The sequence below is a fragment of the Aestuariivivens sp. NBU2969 genome (genome assembly GCF_019931125.1).
Lineage (GTDB): Bacteria > Bacteroidota > Bacteroidia > Flavobacteriales > Flavobacteriaceae > Aestuariivivens > Aestuariivivens marinum.
This window is the reverse complement of record NZ_JAIOUU010000008.1, coordinates 1-26,055: the sequence shown is the minus strand read 5'-3', so window position 1 is coordinate 26,055 and position 26,055 is coordinate 1. Positions and strand designations below refer to the sequence as shown.

The 26,055-nt window shown below is 36.3% G+C and carries 20 protein-coding genes and 1 pseudogene; 14 read left to right on the top strand and 7 right to left on the bottom strand.

The features are described from left to right. The first annotated feature begins 42 nt into the window (after positions 1-42). From K7G79_RS07660 to yidD, 4 genes are all read left to right on the top strand, one after another. Positions 43-1,539: an OmpP1/FadL family transporter gene (locus K7G79_RS07660; RefSeq protein WP_223550732.1), complete on the top strand. Its 1,497-nt coding sequence runs from the start codon at positions 43-45 to the stop codon at positions 1,537-1,539. A 313-nt stretch (positions 1,540-1,852) separates the two neighbouring features. Beyond that, positions 1,853-2,527 carry a GTP cyclohydrolase I FolE gene (gene folE, locus K7G79_RS07655; protein WP_223550730.1) on the top strand — a complete coding sequence of 225 codons (675 nt, stop codon included), beginning with the start codon at positions 1,853-1,855 and terminating at the stop codon, positions 2,525-2,527. Between the two features lie 80 nt (positions 2,528-2,607). Continuing rightward, positions 2,608-4,089 carry a cysteine--tRNA ligase gene (gene cysS / locus K7G79_RS07650; RefSeq protein ID WP_223550728.1) on the top strand — a complete coding sequence of 494 codons (1,482 nt, stop codon included), beginning with the start codon at positions 2,608-2,610 and terminating at the stop codon, positions 4,087-4,089. Positions 4,090-4,165: 76 nt separating this feature from the next. Further along, the gene (yidD, locus tag K7G79_RS07645) at positions 4,166-4,387 is read left to right on the top strand and encodes a membrane protein insertion efficiency factor YidD (RefSeq protein ID WP_223550727.1); all 222 of its coding nucleotides are present in this window, start codon (positions 4,166-4,168) and stop codon (positions 4,385-4,387) included. 321 nt (positions 4,388-4,708) lie between these two features. On the opposite strand, the gene K7G79_RS07640 is transcribed toward yidD, so the two are convergent. Continuing rightward, entirely contained in the window at positions 4,709-6,169 is a 1,461-nt protein-coding gene (locus tag K7G79_RS07640) for an aminoacyl-histidine dipeptidase (RefSeq protein WP_223550725.1), read from the bottom strand. Between the two features lie 73 nt (positions 6,170-6,242). On the opposite strand from K7G79_RS07640, the gene K7G79_RS07635 reads away from it, so the two are divergent. The 5 genes from K7G79_RS07635 to K7G79_RS07615 all read left to right on the top strand — a co-directional run bounded on the left by K7G79_RS07635 (position 6,243) and on the right by K7G79_RS07615 (position 12,510). Continuing rightward, a complete protein-coding gene (locus K7G79_RS07635) occupies positions 6,243-7,310 on the top strand; it encodes a DUF3810 domain-containing protein (RefSeq protein WP_223550724.1) in 1,068 nt (355 codons plus the stop codon). A 22-nt stretch (positions 7,311-7,332) separates the two neighbouring features. Next, positions 7,333-8,130, top strand: a complete 798-nt coding sequence (locus tag K7G79_RS07630) for an RNA methyltransferase (RefSeq protein WP_223550722.1) — start codon at positions 7,333-7,335, stop codon at positions 8,128-8,130. A gap of 28 nt (positions 8,131-8,158) precedes the next feature. Beyond that, entirely contained in the window at positions 8,159-9,391 is a 1,233-nt protein-coding gene (locus K7G79_RS07625; protein ID WP_223550720.1) for a M48 family metallopeptidase, read from the top strand. 281 nt (positions 9,392-9,672) lie between these two features. Beyond that, positions 9,673-11,448, top strand: a complete 1,776-nt coding sequence (locus K7G79_RS07620) for a DEAD/DEAH box helicase (RefSeq protein WP_223550718.1) — start codon at positions 9,673-9,675, stop codon at positions 11,446-11,448. 285 nt (positions 11,449-11,733) lie between these two features. Beyond that, positions 11,734-12,510 carry a carboxypeptidase-like regulatory domain-containing protein gene (locus tag K7G79_RS07615; protein ID WP_223550716.1) on the top strand — a complete coding sequence of 259 codons (777 nt, stop codon included), beginning with the start codon at positions 11,734-11,736 and terminating at the stop codon, positions 12,508-12,510. Between the two features lie 74 nt (positions 12,511-12,584). Here K7G79_RS07615 and K7G79_RS07610 read toward each other — a convergent pair whose 3' ends face one another. Both K7G79_RS07610 and K7G79_RS07605 read right to left on the bottom strand, forming a co-directional pair. Then, complete coding sequence (locus K7G79_RS07610; RefSeq protein WP_223550715.1) at positions 12,585-13,259, bottom strand: hypothetical protein; 675 nt, start codon at positions 13,257-13,259, stop codon at positions 12,585-12,587. A gap of 601 nt (positions 13,260-13,860) precedes the next feature. Further along, entirely contained in the window at positions 13,861-17,145 is a 3,285-nt protein-coding gene (locus K7G79_RS07605; RefSeq protein ID WP_223550713.1) for a glycosyl hydrolase, read from the bottom strand. 160 nt (positions 17,146-17,305) lie between these two features. On the opposite strand from K7G79_RS07605, the pseudogene K7G79_RS07600 reads away from it, so the two are divergent. After that, positions 17,306-17,862 (top strand): annotated as a pseudogene (locus K7G79_RS07600) (ExbD/TolR family protein). Positions 17,863-17,873: 11 nt separating this feature from the next. Here the strand turns inward: K7G79_RS07600 and K7G79_RS07595 are convergent. From K7G79_RS07595 to K7G79_RS07585, 3 genes are all read right to left on the bottom strand, one after another. Continuing rightward, positions 17,874-18,251, bottom strand: coding sequence for a 3D domain-containing protein (locus K7G79_RS07595; protein ID WP_223550711.1), 378 nt, complete (start codon positions 18,249-18,251; stop codon positions 17,874-17,876). Between the two features lie 75 nt (positions 18,252-18,326). After that, positions 18,327-19,199: a sterol desaturase family protein gene (locus K7G79_RS07590; protein WP_223550709.1), complete on the bottom strand. Its 873-nt coding sequence runs from the start codon at positions 19,197-19,199 to the stop codon at positions 18,327-18,329. A gap of 10 nt (positions 19,200-19,209) precedes the next feature. Further along, entirely contained in the window at positions 19,210-21,201 is a 1,992-nt protein-coding gene (locus K7G79_RS07585) for a thiamine pyrophosphate-dependent enzyme (protein ID WP_223550707.1), read from the bottom strand. Positions 21,202-21,424: 223 nt separating this feature from the next. On the opposite strand from K7G79_RS07585, the gene K7G79_RS07580 reads away from it, so the two are divergent. From K7G79_RS07580 to K7G79_RS07565, 4 genes are all read left to right on the top strand, one after another. Next, positions 21,425-22,375, top strand: coding sequence for an isopenicillin N synthase family oxygenase (locus K7G79_RS07580; protein ID WP_223550705.1), 951 nt, complete (start codon positions 21,425-21,427; stop codon positions 22,373-22,375). A gap of 4 nt (positions 22,376-22,379) precedes the next feature. Continuing rightward, complete coding sequence (locus K7G79_RS07575; protein WP_223550703.1) at positions 22,380-22,709, top strand: translation initiation factor; 330 nt, start codon at positions 22,380-22,382, stop codon at positions 22,707-22,709. Between the two features lie 136 nt (positions 22,710-22,845). Continuing rightward, on the top strand, positions 22,846-23,718 hold the full coding sequence (locus K7G79_RS07570) for a nucleoside phosphorylase (RefSeq protein ID WP_223550702.1): 873 nt from the start codon (positions 22,846-22,848) through the stop codon (positions 23,716-23,718). Between the two features lie 344 nt (positions 23,719-24,062). Continuing rightward, entirely contained in the window at positions 24,063-25,271 is a 1,209-nt protein-coding gene (locus K7G79_RS07565; RefSeq protein ID WP_223550700.1) for a T9SS type A sorting domain-containing protein, read from the top strand. Between the two features lie 59 nt (positions 25,272-25,330). Here the strand turns inward: K7G79_RS07565 and K7G79_RS07560 are convergent. Continuing rightward, on the bottom strand, positions 25,331-26,055 hold a 725-nt coding region (locus K7G79_RS07560), incomplete at its 5' end, for a T9SS type A sorting domain-containing protein (RefSeq protein ID WP_223550698.1).

The window sequence follows — 26,055 nt, the reverse complement described above, 5'->3', positions numbered from 1 at the left end:
TACGTGGATGCCTACATCCTTGTTTAAAAACAACTTAATACTATGAAAAAGTTAAATTTACTACTTATAACCGTTCTTTTCTTAACCACAATGCATGCTCAAGATTTGAGTGATGCCTTACGTTATTCACAGGACAACATACAGGGAACTGCACGCTTTAGAGCTTTAAGTGGTGCTTTTGGCGCCCTTGGAGGCGATATGAGTGCCGTAAGCATTAACCCTGCCGGTTCGGCTGTTTTTAGTCAAAGTCATGCATCCCTTAGTTTGTCTAACGCCACTGTTACCAATGACACCCGGTATTTTAATGGATTAGGATCTACTAGTGAATCTAACTTTGACATTCACCAAGGGGGCGCTTCCTTTGTATTTGCGAGTAGAGACAATTCTCCCTGGCGTAAATTCTCTATTGGTATCGCCTACGATAGAACCAACAATCTTGATAATAGCTGGTATGCTAGAGGCACCAATACCAATAATCAATCTATTGACCTTTATTTTCTTAACTATGCAGATGGTGTAAGGCTTGGGGACATTTCTTTATTAAATGGAGAATTTATAGAAGACGCTTATAACGATATTGGAAATGTATTTGGCTTTGCACACCAACAAGCTTTTTTGGGTTATCAATCTTATATTTTGGAACCTGATGCTGATGACGATAATAATACAACATATTATTCAAACCTAGTAGATGGTGATTTCGCACACGACTACATCTACACATCTACTGGATATAATGGTAAAGTCGCTTTTAACTTTGCCGCACAATATGAGGACAATTTGTATTTAGGATTAAATTTGAATTCCCACTTTATAGATTACCAAAAGTCAACCTCTTTAGAAGAAACCAATAACAATTCTTCTTTAGACTTTATTAGATTCGATAACACACTTTTAACTAGAGGTAGCGGATTCTCATTCCAGATAGGTGGTATTTTAAAATTAAGTCAGGAGTTTAGGGTTGGCCTAACCTACGACTCCCCTATTTGGTATACTATTGAAGAAGAAACCACCCAACTCATTGACTCAAATTTAGCTGATCCTGATATTGTATATGTTTCAGATATTGTTAACGTTTACCCTGAATACAAACTACAAACACCTGCTAAGGTAACAGGTAGCCTAGCTTACATTTTTGGACAACAAGGCTTGATTAGTTTTGATTATTCCAGAAAAGATTACAGCAACACCAAATTTAAACCAGAATCGGATTACTCCGATTTAAACGCCGATGTTAATGATACGTTCACTAATGCTGCTACGTACAGGTTAGGCGGTGAATACAAACACAAACAATTCAGCTTTAGAGGCGGATATCGATTTGAGGAAAGTCCGTATGCCAATGGTAAAACGGTTGGTGATTTAACTGGTTATTCTTTAGGATTAGGCTACAGCTTTGGAAACACTAAACTAGACTTTACCTGGGATCAAGCCAATAGAGCGTTTGAAACACCGTTGTACAATGTTGGTTTAACTGATGCTGTTTCAATAGACAGAACAAATTCTAACCTTACACTTTCTTTAAGTTTTAATATATAAAAGCCCCATTATACCTGAAAGCGTTTGAACAATATCTAATTCAAACGCTTTTTTCTTTGTAATTTATCAAAACATTTTAAGACTAACTGTCAATAATCAATTGTTTACTAAAGAGTAAGCATAAAAAAAGTGAAATGTTTATCTTTGCAGATTAAAATCTAGATTTCTAAAAAATGAAACGAGCATTAACAAATTTTAAAAATTTCTTTTTTGCAGGGAATATTTAAAATTTTTTATGTGAGAGCGGAGTGGTTGCACACGTTCTCAATTTTATAATTAACATATTGTTAGCGAATTACTAAAATTAAAACGTGTGAAAATTAATAATTTGGATGAGTTTGACGCTTTAGGCAACGACCACATAGGCACATCGGAAGATACACCCATGCGCAACGATGCTTTTAAATTATCGAAAGATGAAAAAATCGATATTATAAAAGATGATGTACGCCACATTATGGAAACCTTAGGCCTAGACCTTAGTGACGATAGCCTAAAAGGAACACCTTTGCGTGTTGCCAAAATGTTCGTTAAAGAAATTTTTGGAGGTTTAGATCCTGAAAAAAAGCCAAGTGCCTCAACTTTCGAAAATAAATACAAATATGGCGAAATGCTGGTTGAAAAAAATATCACGGTTTATTCAACCTGTGAACACCATTTATTGCCCATAGTTGGCAAAGCACATATTGCTTACATTTCCAATGGTACTGTTGTAGGACTTTCTAAAATGAACCGTATTGTGGATTATTTTGCTAAACGTCCGCAAGTACAAGAACGTCTAACCATACAAATTGTTAGGGAACTACAGAACGTTTTACAAACCAAGGATGTTGCCTGTGTTATTGACGCCAAACACTTATGCGTGAATTCTAGGGGCATTAGGGATATTGAGAGTAGTACCGTGACTTCAGAATTTGGTGGACGCTTTAAAGATAAAGCCACAAGACAGGAATTTTTAGATTACATTAAATTGGATACCAAGTTTTAATGCGTTGAATCGTTTGGCGTGTTGTTATATAGACGACAAACGAACAATTTAACGACGTAAAAACAAACAACTAAACATAAATGCAACCATACCATTCCCAAAGTATCAAAATATACAACTCACTTACTGGAGAAAAAGAAACGTTTAAAGCTATTAACGAAGGCCATATAGGCATGTATGTTTGTGGTCCCACGGTTTATAGCAATGTACACCTAGGAAACGTAAGAACGTTTATGTCGTTTGATGTTATTTTTAGATATCTTAAGCATTTGGGATACAAAGTACGCTATGTACGCAATATAACCGATGCTGGTCATTTGGAAAACGATGCTGATGTTGGGGAGGATCGTATAGCAAAAAAAGCGCGTTTGGAAGAAATTGAGCCTATGGAAGTGGTGCAACGCTATACGGTTGATTTTCACAACATTCTTAATGCCTTCAATTTTTTACCACCCAGTATAGAGCCTACGGCAACCGGTCATATTATTGAACAAATTGAATTGATAAAAACCATTATAGACAATGGCTTTGCCTATGTGGTTAATGGTTCGGTATATTTTGATGTACACAAATTCAACGAAACCAATGATTATGGTAAACTGAGTAAGCGTAAACTTGAAGATTTAATCCACAACACCCGTGAGTTGGATGGGCAAAGTGACAAAAAGAACCCGCAAGATTTCGCTCTATGGAAACGGGCCGAACCACAACATATTATGCGATGGCCTTCGCCTTGGAGTGATGGTTTTCCGGGTTGGCATTTGGAATGTACCGCCATGAGCACCAAGTATCTTGGAGAACATTTCGATATTCATGGTGGCGGTATGGATTTAAAGTTTCCACACCACGAATGTGAAATAGCACAAAATGAAGCTGCCAAAGGACAAACCCCTGTAAATTACTGGATGCATGCCAATATGCTGATTATGAACGGTAAAAAAATGGCAAAATCAACTGGCAATTATATTCTTCCTGGTGAAATATTTACCGGCAATAACTCCAATATTTCAAAGGCCTTTTCGCCTAGCGTAGCACGTTTCTTTATGCTGCAAGCTCATTATAGGAGCATCTTAGACTTTACCAATGATGGATTATTGGCTGCCGAAAAAGGGTTTAATCGCCTTATGGATGCCCTAAGCATTTTAGATGGTCTAAAAGCTTCAAACACATCATCTTTGGATATTAATAACTGGAAACAAAAATGTTATGATGCGATGAATGACGATTTTAATTCGCCCATTTTAATCGCACAATTGTTTGAAGCAGTAAAATACATTAACCAAATAAAAGAAGGTAGTGAAAGCATTTCCATTGAAGATTTAGTGCTTTTAAAACAAACCATTCATACTTTTATTTTTGATGTTCTAGGTTTAGAAAACGTTACCGAAACAGCTTCGGGGAGTGACAAATTATCGGGAACCGTAGAAGTTCTTATTAAATTAAGGCAAGAAGCTAGAGCCAACAAAGACTTTGCTTTATCTGATAAAATTAGGGACGAACTATCTGAAATTGGCATTCAACTTAAAGATGGTAAGGACGGGACAACTTTTTCTATAAATTAGTTATTTTGTTAAGTCATATAACTGTTTAGTTGTAAAACGATTGAACAACTACACGATTTACGACAGAGATATTATTATGAAAAAACTACTCATAGCACCATTTTTGTTGTTAATCAAGATGTATCAAACCTTGATATCGCCACTTACACCTTCAGCTTGCAGATACACCCCCACATGCTCACAATATTCTAAGGAAGCCCTACAAAAACACGGCTTGATTAAAGGCGGTTGCCTAGCCATAAAACGTATTTTTAGTTGCCACCCTTGGGGTGGTTCAGGGTATGATCCTGTTCCTTAAAGCCTTTGCTGATTGTCATTCCTGTGTCACACTGAGCGCAGTCGAAGTGAAGGCAGAAACCCATATTAGTATCCCGCTCTTTAGCGGGATCCATGCTTGCCAGCAGGCAAGAGTTCAACCTATAAATTTAAAATCGCTTAAAAGCTTTTTAAATTTGGGGCACACTAAAAAAGCATTATTCTGAATGTTTCTTTTTAGAGGCAGATCGGGGTGCTTACTTTATGTTTCATTCAAAAAATGCTTTTAGCATAGAATGCTACTCAAATATACAAAAATATCGTTCAAAAGCAAATTTTATCGATTAAATGTTTTAAAAAATTATTAATTCTCTGGTATTTGTCTTAAAATCTCCAAAACAAATGTCCAAAATTTTTGCACAGAAGATATTTGTACTCGTTCATCGGGTGAGTGCGCCCCTTTGATATTGGGCCCAAAACTTATCATATCCATATCGGGATAATTTTGCCCCAAAATACCACATTCCAAACCAGCATGACAAGCCGCCACATGAGGTCTGTCATTATTTAAATCCTCATAAAGTTTTGTCATCACCTTTAAAATTGTAGACTCCATATTAGGCTGCCACCCTGGATAGTTTCCCGAAAACTCTACTTCACAACCAGCTAGTTCAAAAGTTGCCTGAAGCGCATTGGCCAAATCCATTTTAGAACTATCGACCGAAGACCGTGTTAAACAGGCAATATGTATGCTCCCGTCCTTAACCAAAACCCTGGCTATGTTGTTGGATGTTTCCACTAAGTCTGGAATATCTGCACTCATCCTATATACACCATTGGGAGCAGCATATATAGCTCGTGTTAATCCCACTTGAACAACTAAATCCATTAAATTTTTTGGTGTATTACACTTTGCAACTTCAATTATTAAATTTGGCTCTGTAGTTTTTAATTCCAGTTTAATAGTATTGGCAAGCAAAGCCATTTCCATTAAAAAAGCATCTTCATGAATGGCATCAATAGCAACAACAGCATTACTTTCCCTTGGAATAGCATTACGCAAACCTCCGCCATCAATCTCAGAAATTCTCAGTCCGAAATTCCTAAAACCTTCGAATAGTATCCGATTCATTATTTTATTGGCATTACCCAGCCCTTCATGGATTTGCATTCCCGAATGTCCGCCTTGCAATCCCTTAACAATTATTTGAAATCCTGTTTTAAATTCCGGTGTTACTTCTTGCTTATAATCTATTCTTGCTGTTATATCAATCCCACCTGCACAACCTACACCAATTTCATCATCCTCCTCAGTATCCAAATTGAGCAAAATGCCTCCTGAGAGCAACCCTTCTTTTAATCCCATAGCTCCGGTCATGCCTGTTTCTTCATCAATAGTAAATAAAGCTTCAATAGCTGGGTGAGAAATATCTTTACTTTCTAAAATGGCCATTATGGTTGCTACACCCAAACCATTATCGGCCCCTAAAGTGGTCCCTTTAGCCTTTACCCAATCGCCATCTACAAACATCTCAATACCTTGTGTATCAAAATCAAATACAGTATCGTTATTTTTTTGATGGACCATATCTAAATGCGACTGCATCACCACCGTAGTTCTGCTTTCCATACCTTTAGAGGCAGGTTTTTTGACAATCACATTACCTACCTCATCAATTATGGTTTCTAACTCTAGATTTTCACCAAATGCCTTCATAAAGGCAATAACACGCTCTTCTTTTTTAGAGGCTCGTGGTACTGCATTTAAATCGGCAAAATTTTTCCAAACAACGCTAGGTTCAAGTAATCTGATTTCTGAATTCATAATATTTATATTAATAGCTTACAAAGGTACATATTCCTATCAGGATTTATAAATAGTTTTCTATTTTTGATTTATGCTGAAGAACAAAAAACTATTGATAGCACTTAGTATAATACCACAGTTTATACTAATAAAAATACTAGCCCATTACCCTGTATTTGTTGAACAATATTACAGTAATGGTCTGTACCCATTTATTTCAAAATGGTTTCGACACACCTTAGGTTGGATACCTTTTTCGTTTGGAGATATCGTATACACGCTTACCACATTTTACGCCTTACGGTGGTTTTACAAAAACCGAAAGCGCTTGAGAAAGGATACTAAACGCTGGTTTGTTGATATACTTGTAGCCGTATCGGTTTTTTATTTTGCTTTCCACATATTATGGGGCATCAATTATTACCGTTTACCACTTCATGATAATTTAAATTTAAATGCCGATTACACTACCGAACAACTCATAAAGGTTACTGAAAAACTGATAAAAAAAACAAATAGTTTACACTTAGAAGTTGTAAAAAACGACACAATTAAAGTCGATCTACCGTACAGTAAAAGTGAAATCCTATTTCTGGTTCCACAAGGTTATAAAAACTTAAAAGTCAAGTTTCCACATTTGGAGTACCACCCAAAAAGTATTAAAAAATCATTGTACAGCTATCCTTTAACCTACATGGGGTTTAGTGGGTATTTAAATCCGTTTACCAATGAAGCCCAAATAGATGGTATTATCCCTAAATTTAAATTCCCTACTACAGCTTCGCATGAAATTGCACATCAATTGGGCTATGCCGCAGAGAATGAAGCTAATTTCATAGGTTTTCTCTCGGCTTCTAATCACGATAACACCTATATTAAATACTGTGGCTATGCCTTTGGTCTACGCTTTTGCCTTAATGAAATTTACTTACGGGACGAATGCCTTTTTGAAGATATGGTAGCCGATGTAAACAAAGGTATTTTAAAAAACTATAAGGAGACCAGAGAGTTTTGGGAGGCTCATGAAAATCCGTTAGAGCCCTTTTTTAAATTGTTTTATGGTAATTTTTTAAAGGTAAATAACCAAACCAAAGGCATGGATAGTTACAGTTATGTTGTGGCCTTACTGGTTAATTATTTTAAAGAGAATGAGGTTTAATTAAAGTATTTTTACAATTCTTATGGCCAAAGAAATTACAAGTACACAAAATGAGTTTATAAAGCAACTCGTTCAATTAAAGGACAAATCGCGAGAGCGCAAAAAAATGGGATTGTTTTTAATTGAAGGGCAACGAGAGATTCTATTGGCTTTAAAAGGTGGTTATGCGTTGGAAACCATTTTATTCTATCCCGATTTATATTCCGAAGCACAACTCAATGATTTAACAACGCAGCACATTAACACCATTGAAATCTCAAAACAGGTGTATCAAAAACTAGCCTATCGCAGTACTACTGAAGGTATTTTGGCTGTTGCAAAAACCAAACCACACGATTTGGATCATTTGGAACTTGAAACCAAAAACCCATTAATCTTAATTGCTGAAGCCCCAGAAAAACCTGGAAATATTGGTGCCTTGTTACGTACAGCCGATGCCGCCCATGTGGATGCAGTAATTATTGCTAACCCTAAAACCGATATGTACAACCCTAATATTATCAGATCTAGTGTGGGATGTATTTTCACCAATACCATTGCAACAGGAAATACACCTGAGATCATCTCCTTTTTAAAAGAAAACAATATTAATATTTATTGCGCTGCATTACAGGCCTCGGTTAACTATCATACAGAAGACTTTACCCAACCTACTGCTATTGTTGTAGGGACCGAAGCCACGGGCTTAAGTAATGATTGGCTTGAACATTCAACTCAAAATATCATTATTCCTATGCAAGGTGAAATAGATTCCATGAATGTGTCGGTTGTGGCAGGAATTCTTATTTTTGAAGCCAAAAGACAGCGGGACTTTAAATAACCTTCATTAATAATTATTAATTAATTCTATGACAGCAAACACCCTTTTTTATATTATCATTGCTATATTGATTATCAATTTTATAGTCGATAAAATTATTGATGCTTTAAACGCCAAACATTTTAATGATATTTTACCTAAAGAGTTACAGGATGTTTATGAGGATACAGAGTACAAAAAATCTCAACGTTATAAAGCCACAACTTACAGATTTGGCATACTAACCTCAACTTTTTCTTTGGTATTGACTATAGGGTTTTTATGGCTTGATGGTTTTGAATTTGTCGATAATATTGCAAGGAGTTACAGTGATAAACCTATCATAATAGCTTTACTCTTCTTCGGAATTATCATGATAGGCAGTGATATCTTAACAACGCCTTTCTCATATTACAGCACCTTTGTTATTGAAGAAAAATTCGGATTCAATAAAACCACTATTAAAACATTTATTTTGGACAAACTAAAGGGCTGGCTTATGATGGGTATTATAGGCGGTGGACTTTTGGCATTGATTATTTGGTTCTATCAATTTACGGGACAACTTTTTTGGCTGTATGCTTGGGGCTTGGTGACCTTATTTACGGTATTTATGAATATGTTCTACTCCAAACTCATTGTCCCTTTATTTAATAAGCAAACACCTCTGGAAACAGGTAGTCTACGTGATAAAATTTCAGAATATGCCCAGACTGTTGGCTTTAAGTTGGACAAAATTTTTGTGATAGACGGCTCAAAACGCAGTACCAAAGCCAATGCCTATTTTTCAGGATTTGGTAATGAAAAACGGGTGACCTTATATGACACTCTTATTAACGACTTGGAAGACGAAGAAATTGTTGCTGTTCTTGCACACGAAGTGGGGCACTACAAAAAGAAGCATATTATTTTCAATCTCATGGCCTCTATTCTGTTAACCGGATTCATGTTGTTTGTTTTATCTTTTTTTATTTCCAACCCCTTGCTATCAAATGCTTTAGGCGTAGAAATCCCGAGTTTCCATATTGGACTGATTGCTTTTGTTTTACTGTATTCGCCCATTTCTGAATTTACTGGATTGGTCATGAACCTTGTGTCTAGGGCTTTTGAATACCAGGCAGATGACTATGCCAAAAACACCTATAAAGCCGAGCCTTTAATTACCTCACTTAAAAAACTCTCCAAAAACAGTTTAAGTAATTTAACACCTCATCCCGCTTATGTGTTTATGCATTATTCACATCCTACCCTTTTACAACGGATCAGGAATTTGAGAATGTAGATAAATTTCTTTAAATGCTTGGTGGCTTAGCGAATCTCTGCTACTAAAAATAAACAACCTATTAAAGGCATATAAAAAGATTACTGCTTGCTCATGAATTACAATCCAAATAATAATGTATCTTTGCCGGCTGAAACTCAGAAGTATAAACCATTGCTTTAAATTTGAGTTTTATAAAAAATTCCTCAGTGTGAGGATGTGTTACGGGAAGTTTTGGTTTAAGTATGTCGATTCGCTTCTTTATGTAACACTACATAATAAATCGCATACATAACACAAGAATGAACACATTCCAAAACTTAGGTCTTAATAAAGACCTACTACAGGCTATTACAGATTTAGGATTTACAACCCCTAGTGAAGTACAGGAAAAAGCCATCCCCGTTTTATTAAATTCTGAAACCGACTTGGTAGCCTTAGCCCAAACGGGGACTGGAAAAACAGCCGCTTTCGGTTTTCCTATGCTCCAAAAAATAAATATTGAAAGCCGAACCACACAAGGGTTAATCCTATCTCCTACACGTGAACTTTGCTTACAGATAACCAACGAAATGAAACTTTATGGTAAATACTGTAAGGGTTTAAATGTGGTTGCTATTTATGGTGGTGCCAGTATTACCGAGCAGGCCCGTGAAGTAAAACGGGGTGCACAGATTATTGTGGCAACACCAGGTAGAATGAAGGACATGATTAGTCGCAATTTGGTAGATATTTCTAAAATAGAATACAGCGTTTTAGATGAAGCTGATGAAATGCTAAACATGGGTTTTAAGGAGGATATTACAGATATTTTATCACACACTCCTAAAGATAAAAACACTTGGTTATTTTCGGCCACTATGCCTAACGAAGTTGCGGCTATTGCCAAAAACTTTATGCACCAGCCACAGGAAATTACGGTTGGCAAAAAAAATGAAGGTTCTAGTCAAGTTTCACATGAGTATTATTTGGTAAATTCCAGAGATCGTTATCTAGCCTTAAAACGATTGGCCGATGCCAATCCGGATATCTTTTCAGTGGTCTTCTGTAGAACTAAAAGAGACACCCAAAAAGTAGCCGAAAAATTAATAGAAGATGGTTACAATGCTGGAGCCTTGCACGGTGATTTAAGTCAGAACCAACGTGATTTGGTAATGAAGGCCTTTAGGAATAATCAAATACAAATGTTGGTCGCAACCGATGTCGCCGCTCGCGGTATTGATGTAGACGATATTACACACGTAATCAATTACCAACTGCCCGATGAAATTGAAACCTACACCCACCGATCGGGCCGAACAGGACGTGCCGGAAAAACCGGGGTGTCCATGGTTATTATTTCCAAAAGCGAAATACGTAAAATAAAAAGTATTGAACGCATCATAAAAAAGCAGTTTAATAAAAAGGATATTCCCAATGGTATGGAAATATGTGAAGTGCAGCTCATGTCTTTGGCCAATAAAGTGCATAACACTAAAGTAAACCATGATATAGACAATTACTTAGGAAAAATAAACGACCTATTTGAAGACACTACAAAAGACGAACTGATTAAAAAATTCTTTTCAGTTGAGTTTTCACGTTTTTATAACTATTACCAAAAAGCACCCGACTTAAATGCATCTGAAAGCTCAAAAAGTAATGACGATGATCGCCCTGTTGGAAATTCAACCCGTTACTTTATTAATGTTGGTAAAAAAGATGGGTACGATTGGATGAGTTTAAAAGACTTTTTAAGGGATCTCTTAGAATTAGGCAAAGACGACTTATTTAAAGTGGAAGTAAAAGATAGTTTTTCATTTTTTAATACCGAAAATGAACTACAAGAGAAAGTACTTTCGTTTTTTACCGACTTTAAATACAACGGACGCTTTGTCAATGTAGAAGTTTCAGAAAACCGAGGTGGTGGCGGTGGAAGAAAGCGAGACAGAAAGCGAAGCGGTGGCAAACGTGACGGAAAAAAAGGTGGTGGATTTAAAAACAGATCTGAAAGACGCTCAGGCGAAGGCAAATCGAAGTCAAGACGCTCTAAATCTAACGATTTTGCAGCTTCCAGACCCAGACGTTCTCGCAGATAGAGGAACTTTCTTGCCATAGTTAAGGAAAACCACCTCTGTAAGTTTCAAGACAATCCTTGGAAATATTTAAATCTCAATTATGATGTAAATTTGTTAATTTTAAGTCAAAATAAAAATTGTTGGTACCCTACTAATTTTTTCTTTAGTACTTTTATAACGCAATAAGTAAAACCATGAAATGAGCCATAACCAAACTTGACACCCCTCGAGATGATTATTGGCAAATTACATCCCTGCGCTGAGCTTATCTAAGCGTGAGGATAAAAAACAATAAAATTTAAACAGATGAAACATTACCTACTTCTTATTATTTTTCTATTCACTTCTGCTATACTTATAGCACAAGAAGAAGGAAAAGCTGTAGGAGTGGTAATTAATGTAACAGGTGGCACCCCATTAGAAAATGTAAATATTGTTAATCTAAATAAGGTTATTGGAACCACAACCAATGAAAAAGGGGAATTTGCAATTAAGGCCAAAGTTAATGATACACTACACTTTTCGTATTTAGGTTTTAAATCTATTAAAGTTAGGGTTACTAGTGATTGGTTGAAATTTGGTAACGCCAATATAGAATTGACAGAATTAGCATTAGCTTTGGAAGAGGTTGTTGTAAATCAACTAAGGCTTACAGGGTATCTGGAAGTAGATATTAAGCAAGTACCCATTATTAACGACAATTACCGCTACAGTATTTCAGGGTTGCCCAGCACAGGTTATGAAGCTAGAAAACCTAGTGGTGTAAATAAAATACTAGGCTCTATATTTAACCCCGCCGATTTCCTACACCGTATGTTTGGAAAGAAACCCAACGAACTGCGTAAGCTAAAAAAAATGAAGGAAGATGACGAAATCCGTAATTTATTGGCTACTCGTTTCGACAGGGAAATGCTAACAGTTTTACTTCAGGTGGAACGTGTAGATTTAGATGAAATAGTGAGCCAATGCAACTACTCTAAAGGATTTATCAAGACTGCTAACGACCTTCAAATTCTTGATGCCATTAGCGAATGTTACGAAGAATATAAGCTGTTAAGCAGAGGTAGAAGCAAACGCCTGTAAGAGTTTCTTATTTATTAAAAAATGCTTAAGATCAGTAAAAACTGAGGGAAAAACCATTTTTAACCAAATACATATTATTCCTTAACAACAATAACAGTAGCTTTAACACCTGTAGCTAAGTTCCATTGATTATGGGAAACCACAATTCCTTTATCGTCTATGACCTTAAACTCTGCTGTATTCGGCCCAGATTCACCTTGGTTTAATGCCAAAAAATCAATTTTATTAAACCCTTTCAATAAGTTAAGCTTAAAACCCTTAAACCCTCCCGTGAGATAAACCCTAGCATGAACAATATCGTCGTTAACCAATACCTGGATAATATCACCATCGGTATAACCATGGTCACGGTAAACCACGTTTACAAACTCGGCATCACTTTTAAAATCCCCAAAATACTGGTCCGTCGTGCTCCCATTACGGCGTTCAATTTCTTCCTTGCTAAGTTTTAAATCCGCTATATTGTTACTTATTCGCTTTTGGTACAATTCCCCAGGGTTGCCAAATTCTTCTTGCGGAAACATAGAAAACTCCTTTTCGGGAAAATCTAACAGCGGTGCTGTTTTGGGTATATTTAGAGCATTTGAAGGATTTATTATAGATTTAGATGGACTTAATGTTACTGTTTCTGACGAATCGGTTTTGCTTTCTTCAGTACCAACAATTTTAAGCTTCTTCTCAGTATCAATTTGAGCAGCTAATGATAGTGTGAAACACATTAATATAAAAGTAAGGCCAAATTGCTTCATTTTTTTAATACTGTCTTTTCATTTCTCGCTTTGCAAAAATAAAATCCAAGTCAAAGATATTTCATTATCAACAAAATTCTTAAACTACACACTAATTTTCAGTATATCTTAACAAAAACCATTCCTAAACCACCACATATTACATCAAAAAGCAGCTAGATTGCATCAACAAAATGTTAAAAAATGTTAATTATGTACTTTGCTATACATAGTACTGTAACAAAAGTAAAGTTTTGTCGTCTATATAGTATAAATCAATTAAAAAACGAAAAACAATGAGAACTTTAAACACAAATCAGTTATCAAGTACATTACCTAACAGTAAAAGTTACAGTTGGAACAGTAAAAGACGTTACAGATAAGTAACGTCTTTTTAAAAACTTTCATCAATCAAAAAACATCAAATACTATGAACTCAGTTATTAAAATTTCCAGGCACAGAAATAAATTTGTAGAGGATTGTTTAATACATACCCGTCAATTTTTGCACCTTTATCATCAAGATGTAATTTGGAAAGGTTCTAAGCGCTATGCACACTAAAAAGGGCTCTAATTAAATTAGAGCCCTTTTTGGTTATAAAACCAAATATGCTATCATTTATCAATCTTGTGGTAAATGCGTTAATCTTCCTGGAGTATAAGGCGCACCAGCAACTTTCAATGCTTTTTCAATTTCCTTTATATCCTTTTCATAAAGTTTTTGTACGCTTTCCTTAATTGGTGAAAACTGTGATTTAGCTATAGTAAAACTTTCCAAATGGGTTTTTGTTGGAGATGCGGTCGAATACTTTTGCTCGTTAATGATTTTACCCACTCTACTTGATGGTGGTAAAGGTTGTCCCATATCTAAACGAACTTTTAAAGGATCACCGTTTAATTGTACATGATACTCCTCTAGATTCTTTTCAAATTCCATGACTCTTTTCGTCATATTTTCTATGGGAAGTTCAGATAACTTAATAGCTTCTTTTATATACTTTAGTTTATTTCGCATATCGGCCATTTTAGCGTTTGCTTCACTTATTTCGGCTTGTAAGGTATTCACGCCTCTTTGGAATGCGACCTTTTCGTCTCTATCTGTTGCTGGCATAATAGTGTTGTCCAAGGCCTTGATATTAAATCTTATAGCTGTTGCCAAAGGCTTTAGGTCACTGCCTTCCAATAGATTCATTTCTACGGTATAGGCTCCAGGTGCGACCAAGGTCCCTTGCCTTCTTTCTGCCCAAGGATTATAAAATCCTAGGGTTTCAAATTTGATTGGTTTTTGAAATTCATAACGCATATCCCAATGAAAACGCTGAATGCCCTCATTAGGTTCCTGATACACTTTCTTTACAATTTTTCCAGTGTTATCCTTAATTACAAATACCAGCTTGGGTGCAATCTCATTGACTTCCATTTTTAAGGACTCATAACTGGGATACGCAACATCCTTTTTATCTTTTATTTGTTCTTTTTCTTTTTCTTGACGACTTTCTTTTAGAGTTTTATGGGTGTTATTGTAATAATAGGTAAACATAACCTGGGGGCCCAAATTTTCGGCTGAGAAGAAATTATCTCCCATAAATGATTTTTTAGGCAATCCCAATGGGGTACTTTCTTCCCATATTAAAGCATCCCTGACAGGATATAATAGGGCGCTTTCTTTAATAGACTTATTTTCAATTGTTCTTAAGACTGAATAATCATCAAGAATATAAAATCCTCTACCAAAAGTTGCTAATACCAAATCGCTTTCACTTTGTTGAATGGCAATATCTCTTACGGCAATAGTAGGCAACCCATTATCTAGTGCTTTCCATGTATGTCCACCATTTGGTGAAAAATAAACGCCAAACTCGGTTCCACAAAAGATTAAATCCTCTTTTATCGGGTCTTCTTCAATAGCATAAACGCTACCTCTTTCTGGTAGATTATTACTAATGGAACTCCATGTTTGCCCCTTATTGGTCGATTTAAATACATAAGGCTTAAAATCACCATATTTATGATGATTAAACACGGCATACATAACATTAACATCATGCTGTGAAAGGTATACTGCGTTCACGTAGCTCTGTTTAGGTGCATTTGGAATATTATCTATTTTCTTCCAAGATTTGCCGCCATCATCTGTTATTTGTATTAAACCATCGTCGGTGCCAACAGCTAATAACTTCTTATTAATTGGAGATTCAGAAAGTGCTACAATCGTTCCATAAGGTGATGTAGAGCCATTTTTTTCAACTGCATCAATACTTATTACACGATCGTAAACCTGTAACTGGTTCCTGTTTATTTGCCGTGTCAAGTCTTCACTTATAACCTCCCAACTGTTTCCAAAATCATTAGAACGAAACACTTTATTAGCTGCAAAAAATAGCGTACCGTTATCATGCCTGCTCAACACCAATGGGGCATCCCAGTTCCAACGGTATTGATTTTCATTCTTGCGTTCTGTTGGTTTGATACCTACTTCCTCCCCACTTTTTTTATCGTATCTAACCAACCAGCCATATTGTGACTGGGCATAAACAATATCTGGGTTAGTAGGGTCTACCTGACTCTCAAATCCATCTCCGCCATGCGTTATGATCCAATCTTGATTCGTAATCCCATGTGAGTTAACTACACGGGAAGGCCCTCCCAAAGAAAAATTGTCCTGTGTGCCACCATAGACATTATAAAAAGGAGTATCGTTATCCACTGCCACCTTGTAAAATTGTGTAACTGGAAGGTTTTCTTTAAAGTCCCAATGTTTCCCTGCATTAAAAGTTTCATAAATACCACCATCACAGCCCACTAACCAGTGTTGGTTATTATTAGGGTTAATCCACATACAATGGTTATCGACATGCTTATAGGTTTCTCCAACTTGAGTAAAGGTTTTACCGCCATCATAACTCACGTTCAACCAGGTATTCATAGAATAGACGGTTTCTGTATCTATAGGGTCTGCCACTATCTCTTGGTAATAGTTTCCACTAGTCACATAATCACTCCTTTTTTCCCAACTTGCACCTCGATTGGTTGAGCGAAAGAAACCGCCTTTACCATCACCAGCTTCAACTATAGCATAAAGTATTTCAGGGTTGACTGGTGACTGTGCCAAACCAATCCTGCCCAGCTCCACTTCTGGCAATCCTTTGTTAATTTCAATCCATGTATCTCCTCCATCAGTACTTTTATGCAGTCCAGAACCAGGACCGCCACCCACATAGGTATATACATGCCTTCTACGTTGATGGGCAGCAGCATAAAGAACGTTAGGATCCCTTGTATCCATAATTATATCATTAATTCCCGTATGCTCATCGACCGCTAATATGGGCATCCAGTTTTCTCCACCATCAACTGTTTTATAAACGCCTCTATCTCCACCCTTGTTCCATAACGGACCGATGGCAGCCACATATACTATATTTGAATTTTCGGGATGGACAATAATTTTTCCAATATGTTCAGAATTTTCAAGGCCCATATTCTTCCAAGTAGCTCCACCATCTATAGATTTATAGACGCCATCTCCATATGCAACAGATCGCTGACCGTTATTCTCGCCCGTTCCCACCCATATCACATTAGGGTTATTGGGATCCATAGTCACACATCCTATGGAATACGAGCCTTCTTTATCAAATATAGGTGCATATTCTATGCCTGCATTAGTGGTTTTCCAAACACCTCCCGATGCGGTGGCTATATAATACTCGTACGGATTATTTGGGTTTACAGCAAAATCTGAAACCCTCCCAGAGTTTACAGCAGGTCCTATATTTCTCCATTTAAGACCTGTAATTTTAAGATCATTTAAAGGTTGTGGTTCACTTTTTTTAGCCCTTTGCGCCTGTAGAAACTGTAAACTAAGAATTGTTAATAAAACAATCCTTATGGAATTTTTTCTCATTTTGATAAGTTTGTGTGGTTAAAAAGGGTAATTTATGGATTATTTAAAAAATTATGCTGTTGATTTTCCTTTTTAACTTAATTTTATAAGACCTTTTCGAATTGCATTTATGGTATTGTTTTTGTGATTTGTTTAACAACTCACATAAAAAACACATACCATGAGACACTCCAGACCAACGCCCGAGGTGAATGCGGGTTCGATGGCAGACATAGCCTTTTTACTGCTCATCTTTTTCTTGGTAACGGCAACCATTCCAAAAGACCAAGGTATTAACCGAAAATTACTCGCCCCATGTCCAGACGGACAAATCTGTGAAGTTGACATAAATGAGCGTAAATTTTACGTATAGCCCTTAATAACAAAAATGAACTTATGGTTAATGGAGAGATCATTACTATTGAAGAACTTAAGGATGTCACAAAGGCCTTTTTAGACAACAATGGTGATGGTAGCTGTACCTACTGCAATGGGGCTAAATTGGAAACCTCATCGGACAATCCCGACAAGGCCATTATATCACTACAAAATAGCAAGTATACTAGCTATAATCAATATATTAAAGTTCAGGATGAATTAACCTTGGCATATTTTGAGTTACGACAGGCTTATTGTGAATCTATACTAAAAAAATCCATCGACAACATTAATAATGAAGAACTGAAAGCTGTAAAAGAGGCCTATCCTTTTATACTTTCGGAAGCGGAAACCAAGTAAAAAAGAATTATTTATGGTTTTTTAGGAATCCCATAAGCAATAGTCACCTTTTTTCTGCCCCATTGTTTTGCTGCCATAACATTTAATCCCATATAAATATCTATGCGGTTTTTCCATCGGTAATGCATTTTATCCTTAACAATATAGATACTATCCAGTCCTTCAATCTTAACTGGTATATTATGGCTTAACCCTTTTTTCAATAAATCCCTTGAAACGGCGATATAGTGATTGCCCGGAACTAAACTATCTCCAAAAGCCGTAATATGTGGATCTCCATCGGTTTGAGAGCTTAACGAGTTATACGCTGTTGCGGTAACTTCAATAGTGTGCCAATTATAATTTGCATAGGGGTCCTTTTTTTTACAGCTAATTAAAAGGAAATTCATAGATATTGATATGATTAAGAATCTAATCATATTATAATTATAACCATATGAAATAAGACAAGTAAACACTTACTTTTAGTCTCTCTTTTTAAATCCATATAAAAGCTGCTTAAAAAAGGTTTTAGGCATTTTATAATCATCATCATACCCAAGTGTAATCTTACCACTCGTCTCTGGAATATAGTTGGTTTTAAATAGGTAATCCCATAGACTTAGACTTATACCAAAGTTAACACCATATTTTTTGTTCTTAGGTAAGGTATAGGCATGATGGTATAAATGCATTACTGGGTTATTAAAAATATACTTCAATGGCCCATAAGTCAATTTAATATTGGAATGGTTTAAATGTCCAATAGTTATGGCTATGAAGTGTACTACATAAGCCTGATCGGGTTCAAAACCGCCCAAAAGCATTACAGCAAACACTTTAAGAGGTTTATAAAAAATATTTTCCATCCAATGGTATCGTAAATGAGCTGCAAACCCCATTTCTTTTACCGAATGATGCACCTTGTGAAACCGCCAAAGCAAGGTATAACGATGTAACAACACATGAGTAAACCATTGAACAAAATCCAATAATACAAAGAAAATAAGCAATTGGATTCCTTTAGGTAAATTGGATATATCGATGAGTGCCATGGATTTCATCGTGATCCCAAATTGGGAAAACACGACTTCCAGAACCTTATAAACCCCACTAATGACTATGGCGAAAATGAAGAAATTAAAAAACATATAAAGGGCGTCCAACCAAAAGTCCTTTCTAAACATAGATTGTTCCTTACGCCATGGAAACAACAATTCTAAACACCAAACACCAATTGAAATAACTATTAAGCCCCAAAAGTAATTGGTATACCAAGGCACATCAAAAACAATGGATCGCCAAGTCCAATTTATGGTGCCCTTAAAAGCTTTAAAAAAAATATCTAAGTAATCCATTCCTAAACTTTTAGTATGTCAACAATAACTTCAAAACTTCTTTAAATCTATCTTTTGGTAAATACTGTTTTTCCAGCTGAGTTGCAAAAGGAATTGGGGTTTCTATGCTGGCAACCCGTTTAACTGGGGCGTCAAGGTATTCGAAACAGTTCTCCATAATCATTGCCGATATATCACTGGCTATGCCTCCAAATAAAGTATCTTCATGGAAAATAATTGCTTTACCTGTTTTTTTTATAGAAGTAAAAATCACTTCTTTATCCAATGGCTGGAGTGTACGCAAATCAATGACATCGGCTAAGATATCAGGATTGTCATCTAATGCCTCCAAAGCCCAATGCACAGCTGCCCCATAGGTAATTACGCTAATCGCTTTACCTTCCCTCAAAATAGCTGCTTTTCCAAAAGGTAAAGTATAATAGTTGGTCGGTACATCTTGTCTAATTGTTCTGTACAATCCTTTATGTTCAAAAAACAACACAGGATTAGGGTCATTGATTGCTGTTGCTAAAAGGCCTTTGGCATCATAAGGAAAAGCTGGGTATACCACTTTTAATCCTGGGGTTTTAGTAAACCAAGCCTCATTGGTTTGTGAATGGAACGGCCCTGCACCTACTCCGCCTCCACAGGGCATCCTAATGACCACATTGGCCAGCTGTCCCCAGCGGTAATACGATTTTGCCAAATAGTTGACAACGGGGTTAAATCCAGACGATATAAAATCAGAAAATTGCATTTCAACAACACTTTTCATATCAGCAATAGATAGGCCCATTCCCGCTTCAATAATTGTTGATTCACAAATAGGCGTATTACGCACCCTATCTTTACCAAATTGCTCTAAAAATCCTTCGGTTATTTTAAACACACCACCATATTCGGCAATATCCTGCCCCATAATCACCAAATCGGCATGCTGTTCCATACTTTGTCTAAGTCCCTGGGAAATGGCATCTATAAACCTAATATCTTGAGTTTTATTTTCTGTTTCAACCTCTATATATTCAAAAGGCGCATAGACATCCTTTAATTCCTTTTCTAAATTAGGCTTAATAGATTCTTCGTTAAAAGCAATCTCTAAATGTTCATTAATTTCAGAAACCATTTGCTCCTTGATCAAGACTACATCTAATTCGGTTAAAATCCCTTCATCCTTTAAAAAGGATTGAAAATTCATAACCGGATCTTTAGCTGCCCAAAAATCCGTCAGTGACTTAGGAACATACTTTGTACCACTAGCTTCCTCATGCCCGCGCATTCTAAACGTCTTAAATTCCAATAAAATAGGACGTGGATTTCTACGCATATCCTCAGCAAATTCAGAAACTTTTGTGTAAATCTCGATTATATTATTGCCATCAATAATATGGGATTCGATGCCATAACCAATAGCTCTATCGGCTAAATGTTCACAACGAAACTGCTCACTTGTTGGGGTAGACAATCCATAGCCATTATTCTCGATACAGAACAACACGGGTAATTGCCAAACCGAAGCTACATTTAAAGCTTCATGAAAATCACCCTCGCTCGTTCCCCCTTCACCAGTAAACACAGCTGTTACCTGCTTCAGGTTTTTTAATTTTGAAGCCAAAGCAATACCATTGGCAACACCTAATTGAGGTCCTAAATGGGAAATCATTCCCACAATTTTGTATTCTTGTGTACCGAAATGAAACGAACGATCCCGACCATTAGTAAACCCATTAGCTTTACCTTGCCATTGTGAAAAAAGTCGGTAAAGCGGAATGTTTCGAGTAGTAAACACCCCTAAGTTTCTGTGCATAGGAAGTATATATTCATCGTTTTGGAGGGCTAAAGTTACTCCTACAGCTATGGCTTCTTGACCAATACCAGAAAACCACTTACTAATCTTCCCTTGCCTCAAAAGAATAAGCATTTTTTCTTCAATCAATCTAGGCTTGAGTATGTTCTTATAAAGCAGAATTAATGCTTCAGAATTTAGATTTTCAGTGTTATATATAATCGTTTCCGGAATCATCAATACGATTTGAGTTGCTTTTTTTGAGTATATCAAATATAATACAAATTCACTCGCAGTTATAGCACCCAGTGATTAGTTATCAATAAACTTAGCTATTTTATCACATCTTGCATAGACAACAAAATTATAGAAGAAATCGCAATAACTATTATCATAACAACCAAAACAATAGCCATGTTTTTGTATTTTTGTAACAACCACATTTTTAATCAAAATGCTTATGAATACTATTCCTAGTGTTAATTTATCAGATTTTATTTCAGGTAATACCGAAAAAAAACAACAATTTGTAGATGCCATTGGAAAAGCTTACCAAGAGATTGGGTTTGTGGCTTTAAAGGGTCATTTTTTAGATGATAAATTAGTTGAGAATCTATACAAAGAAATTAAAAATTTTTTCGATTTACCTATTGAGGTAAAACAAAAATATGAGATTCCAGGTATTGGTGGACAGCGTGGTTACGTTTCCTTCGGAAAAGAAAGCGCCAAAGGGAAAAAGGAAGGTGACTTAAAGGAATTTTGGCATTTTGGTCAATATGTTGAAAATAATCCAGAACTTGAAAAGGAATATCCTAAAAACGTTTATGTAGAAGAACTGCCCAAATTTAATATCATAGGCAAGGAAGCATATAAAATGCTCGAAAAAACAGCAAAATATGTTTTACGGGCTTTAGCGTTACATCTCAATTTAGAAGAGACCTATTTCGATGAGTACATTCACAATGGCAATTCTATTTTGAGGCCCATACACTACCCTCCTATCATTAAAGAACCTAAAGAGGCCGTTCGTGCTGCTGCTCATGGAGATATTAACCTAATCACTTTATTAATGGGTGCTCAAGGGCGCGGACTGCAGGTCCAAAACCATAAAGGCGAATGGATTGATGCCATAGCCGGGCCCGATGAGCTAATGATTAATGTAGGTGATATGTTGTCCAGACATACCAATAACAAACTAAAATCTACCATTCATCGCGTTATAAATCCACCAAAAGAATTATGGGGGACGTCAAGGTATTCCATTCCATTTTTTATGCACCCCATAAGCGATATGAAACTGGATGTTTTAGACAGTTGTGTGGATGAAAATAATCCTAAAGTTTATGAAGATATCACGGCAGGGGAATTTTTGAATGAACGTCTCATAGAACTTGGTCTCATTAAAAAATAAGAAAATGGATTTACAGGACCAGTTGAAAAACCTATTTCCAGATCATGTCCCTGATGAATCTCCCGAAGCGGTTTCAGAAGATGACAATCTATGGATACAAGATGATCCCATAATATGCAAATACGAAAAACGAAAAGGCAAACCCATTACTATTCTTGAGGGCTATACAGGATCAAATGAAGATTTTAAGACTTTAGCAAAGGATATTAAAACCCAATTGAGTGTGGGTGGTAGTTTTAAAGATGATAAGATTATTATTCAAGGGGATTATCGCGATAAAATCATGCAAATACTAAAAGACAAAGGTTTTAAGGTAAAACGTGTTGGAGGATAATTTTTTAGTTTGCAGCTGGCAGTCGCAGTATCCAGTTAGATTGATGGGACTGAAATAGATTATATCTCATGAAACCTTAAACTTTAAACATTGAAGTCCCTAATAACTATTAACCAATAACTTATTAACTTAAAAAATGTCCATAAAACATTCTGAACTCATCCTAAATCCAGATGGCAGCATCTACCATCTTAACCTAAAACCTGAGCATATTGCTGACACCATTATTTTAGTTGGTGATCAGGACCGAGTGGAAAAAATTTCCAAACATTTCGATACTATTGAATTTTCAACTCAAAAGAGGGAATTTAAAACCCATACCGGTTTTTATAAAGGAAAACGTTTATCGGTTATTTCAACAGGGATTGGTCCAGATAATATTGATATTGTTTTAAACGAACTGGATGCCTTGGCAAATATTGATTTCGAGACCAGAACAGTTAAAAATGATCTCAAGACTCTTAATTTTATAAGAATAGGTACCTCCGGAGCCCTTCAAGAGGATATTCCTGTAGATGCTTTTGTTGCTAGTGAATATGGGCTTGACTTAAATGGTATGCTTCATAGTTATCAAACCTGCGACATTACAAACCCAAAAATAGAGAGTGCTTTTATACAACATACCCAATGGCCCAATTTTAAGGCAAGACCCTTAATCATAAAATGTAATGAGACCTTAAAAAATTACATGATAAGTGATCAAACACACCTAGGCATCACCCTAACGGCTATAGGATTTTATGGGCCACAGGGACGGGTTTTAAGATTGCCCCTTCAGGACGAAGCTTTAAATTCTAAAATTCAGACATTTGGTTTTAACGGATTACGTGTTACCAATTTAGAAATGGAAACCAGTGCTATTTATGGCTTATCCAAATTAATGGAGCATAAGGCTTTATCTTTAAATGCCGTTATTGCTAATAGAACCCTCGGCACCTTCAGTAAGCATCCGGGTAAGACCATTGAAAAGCTTATTTTGTATACTCTGGACCGACTTTCAAGTATATAAAATAACGGGTGACAAAACCTATACTAAAACGATAACGATATCTGTTAGTGACATCCTGAATCTACAGACTAACAGATACCTGATACAGACAAATTTTAACCTATTAAACTAGTCGCTAATAACTTTTACTTTCCTTGTTTAAAGTTTATTTTCAATAAGACTATAATAAAAGCTTTAAGAAATTTTTAATTAGCATTTTATAAAAAGTATGTCTTCATTATTTTAACATCCCTTTGAAATCTTCTTTTAAACTAATTAATTCTACGCTTAAACCATAAAACGAAGTTAGTTATCATTTTTTTTTTAATTTTAAATATCTCTTAACTTAATCCTTATTAGTCCTTATGAAAAAAATTACATTTCTGATTTCTATATTTTTATTGACCTTTAGTTATTCGATGGTTGGTCAGGCCCCTGACAATGATTTACCTTGTGGAACTTTACCTGAACTTACTGTTAATTTGAGCGAAACCTGTACCAATGAGATTATAACTTTTACTGGAAATGAAACAGATTCAGGTTTAGGTTTACCTACCTGTATATCCAATCCTGACTGGTACAGTAGAGATTTATGGTTTAAATTTACTATGCCTTCCAAAGGCGCTGTTCGTATAATTACTTCATTTAATAATGATAATATTTATGACTCTGGAATTGAAATTTTTACAGGTGGAGATTGCAGTAGTTTAACCTCTTATGATTGTAATGATGATGGTAATCCAAATGGGGGTAATGATGAATTTTTCTCTCAAATTGATATTGCTCAACCAGCCTCTTCTGTGGTTTATCTTAGAGTATGGGATGTTGATGATATAGGAGCCGGATCTATGAATATTTGTATTTATGAAATTGACCCTCCTTTAGTTACTGATAACGATGAATGTTCCTCAGCTAATGACTTAGCAATTACAAGTGATTGCTCTTCTCCTACATTAACGACTAATTTACAATCAACCGATTCAGCAGAAACAAATCCAACCTGTACTTCTTTTTATGAAGGTAAGGATGTATGGTATAAGATTACATTAGATGACAATGATGATTATGAAGTTACCATTGAAACTTCAGAAGATTCTGGATCCCCTGTATACGATACAGGAATAGCTGTATATTCCGGGAGTTGTGGATCACTTACTGAAATTGGATGTGATGATGATGGAGGTAGCAATTTATTTTCTAAAGTTGTTTTATCCAACAGAAGAAATGAAATTTTATTTATCCGTGTCTTTATGGTTGACATTGCTCAAACTGGCACATTTAATATTTGTGCCTCTGCGACGGGAACTTTAAACACTGTTGATAAGGATTTAAATGACTTTAAATTATTTCCCAATCCGGCTCAGGATGTGGTCAACCTAAAGTTTACACAGTCATCAAGTTCTAAGGTGGCTATCGCTATATACAACCTCCAGGGGAAACTGGTCCAGGCAGCATCCAAAACACCTGGCAATCAAAATGTGGCACTCCCTATTGCACATCTGGCTACTGGCATGTATTTCGTGAAGCTGAATGATGGTACTAACGAAGTCACCAAAAAATTGATGGTCCGATAAGCCTCGAAAGTTTATAAAAAGCAGCAAGGCTCTAAAGTTGATTTAGAGCCTTTTTTTGTCTAAAGCTTAACCAGGCGTTTGAATCCTGATCTCGTATCCTTATAGCTGATCCTAAGCAGGTACAATCCTTGTTCAATACCTTCCAATCGCTCCATGGTTATACGGCCCTGTATCGCCTCCTTCTCTTCATGCCTGATCATCTTGCCGGTAATATCATATAAGGTAATCTTAAACTCTTCATTGTTCAGCTGCACAGGCAACTGAATGTTAATCACCGCATTGAACGGATTGGGTATAATGGACACCTCCTTAAAGGTAAATTCGGCATTATCGAGTCCTTCACAGGCATCCCCTATGCCATCGGTATCAGCATCCGCCTGATTCGGATTGGCAACACTCGAACAATTATCACAGCCATCAGGAATACCATCTGAGTCGGTATCAATGGTATCATCAGAACCTTCACAGAGGTCATTGCAGTCCAAAACACCGTCACTATCAGTGTCCGTCTCTGCTGTACCACAGCCGCAGACACCGGGATCGGTCTTGTTGGGATCGTCAGGACAGCCATCCAGGCAGTTGGGCGTGCCATCACTGTCATCGTCATTGGATACCCCGTTGATATCCACATCCAGTGGACATGGGGAGTTGATTTCTAAGTCATTGCAGTCCAAAACACCGTCACTATCAGTATCCGTCTCTGCTGTACCACAGCCGCAGACACCGGGATCGGTCTTGTTGGGATCGTCAGGACAGCCATCCAGGCAGTTGGGCGTGCCATCAC

Bases quoted from the DNA above. Each gene is read 5' to 3' on its own strand.
- K7G79_RS07660 (WP_223550732.1), top strand. From the start codon at position 43: ATGAAAAAGTTAAATTTACTACTTATAACCGTTCTTTTCTTAACCACA.
- cysS (WP_223550728.1), top strand. From the start codon at position 2,608: ATGCAACCATACCATTCCCAAAGTATCAAAATATACAACTCACTTACT.
- yidD (WP_223550727.1), top strand. From the start codon at position 4,166: ATGAAAAAACTACTCATAGCACCATTTTTGTTGTTAATCAAGATGTAT.
- K7G79_RS07640 (WP_223550725.1), bottom strand. From the start codon at position 6,169: ATGAATTCAGAAATCAGATTACTTGAACCTAGCGTTGTTTGGAAAAAT.
- K7G79_RS07635 (WP_223550724.1), top strand. From the start codon at position 6,243: ATGCTGAAGAACAAAAAACTATTGATAGCACTTAGTATAATACCACAG.
- K7G79_RS07630 (WP_223550722.1), top strand. From the start codon at position 7,333: ATGGCCAAAGAAATTACAAGTACACAAAATGAGTTTATAAAGCAACTC.
- K7G79_RS07625 (WP_223550720.1), top strand. From the start codon at position 8,159: ATGACAGCAAACACCCTTTTTTATATTATCATTGCTATATTGATTATC.
- K7G79_RS07620 (WP_223550718.1), top strand. From the start codon at position 9,673: ATGAACACATTCCAAAACTTAGGTCTTAATAAAGACCTACTACAGGCT.
- K7G79_RS07615 (WP_223550716.1), top strand. From the start codon at position 11,734: ATGAAACATTACCTACTTCTTATTATTTTTCTATTCACTTCTGCTATA.
- K7G79_RS07610 (WP_223550715.1), bottom strand. From the start codon at position 13,259: ATGAAGCAATTTGGCCTTACTTTTATATTAATGTGTTTCACACTATCA.
- K7G79_RS07605 (WP_223550713.1), bottom strand. From the start codon at position 17,145: ATGAGAAAAAATTCCATAAGGATTGTTTTATTAACAATTCTTAGTTTA.
- K7G79_RS07595 (WP_223550711.1), bottom strand. From the start codon at position 18,251: ATGAATTTCCTTTTAATTAGCTGTAAAAAAAAGGACCCCTATGCAAAT.
- K7G79_RS07590 (WP_223550709.1), bottom strand. From the start codon at position 19,199: ATGGATTACTTAGATATTTTTTTTAAAGCTTTTAAGGGCACCATAAAT.
- K7G79_RS07585 (WP_223550707.1), bottom strand. From the start codon at position 21,201: ATGATTCCGGAAACGATTATATATAACACTGAAAATCTAAATTCTGAA.
- K7G79_RS07580 (WP_223550705.1), top strand. From the start codon at position 21,425: ATGAATACTATTCCTAGTGTTAATTTATCAGATTTTATTTCAGGTAAT.
- K7G79_RS07575 (WP_223550703.1), top strand. From the start codon at position 22,380: ATGGATTTACAGGACCAGTTGAAAAACCTATTTCCAGATCATGTCCCT.
- K7G79_RS07570 (WP_223550702.1), top strand. From the start codon at position 22,846: ATGTCCATAAAACATTCTGAACTCATCCTAAATCCAGATGGCAGCATC.
- K7G79_RS07565 (WP_223550700.1), top strand. From the start codon at position 24,063: ATGAAAAAAATTACATTTCTGATTTCTATATTTTTATTGACCTTTAGT.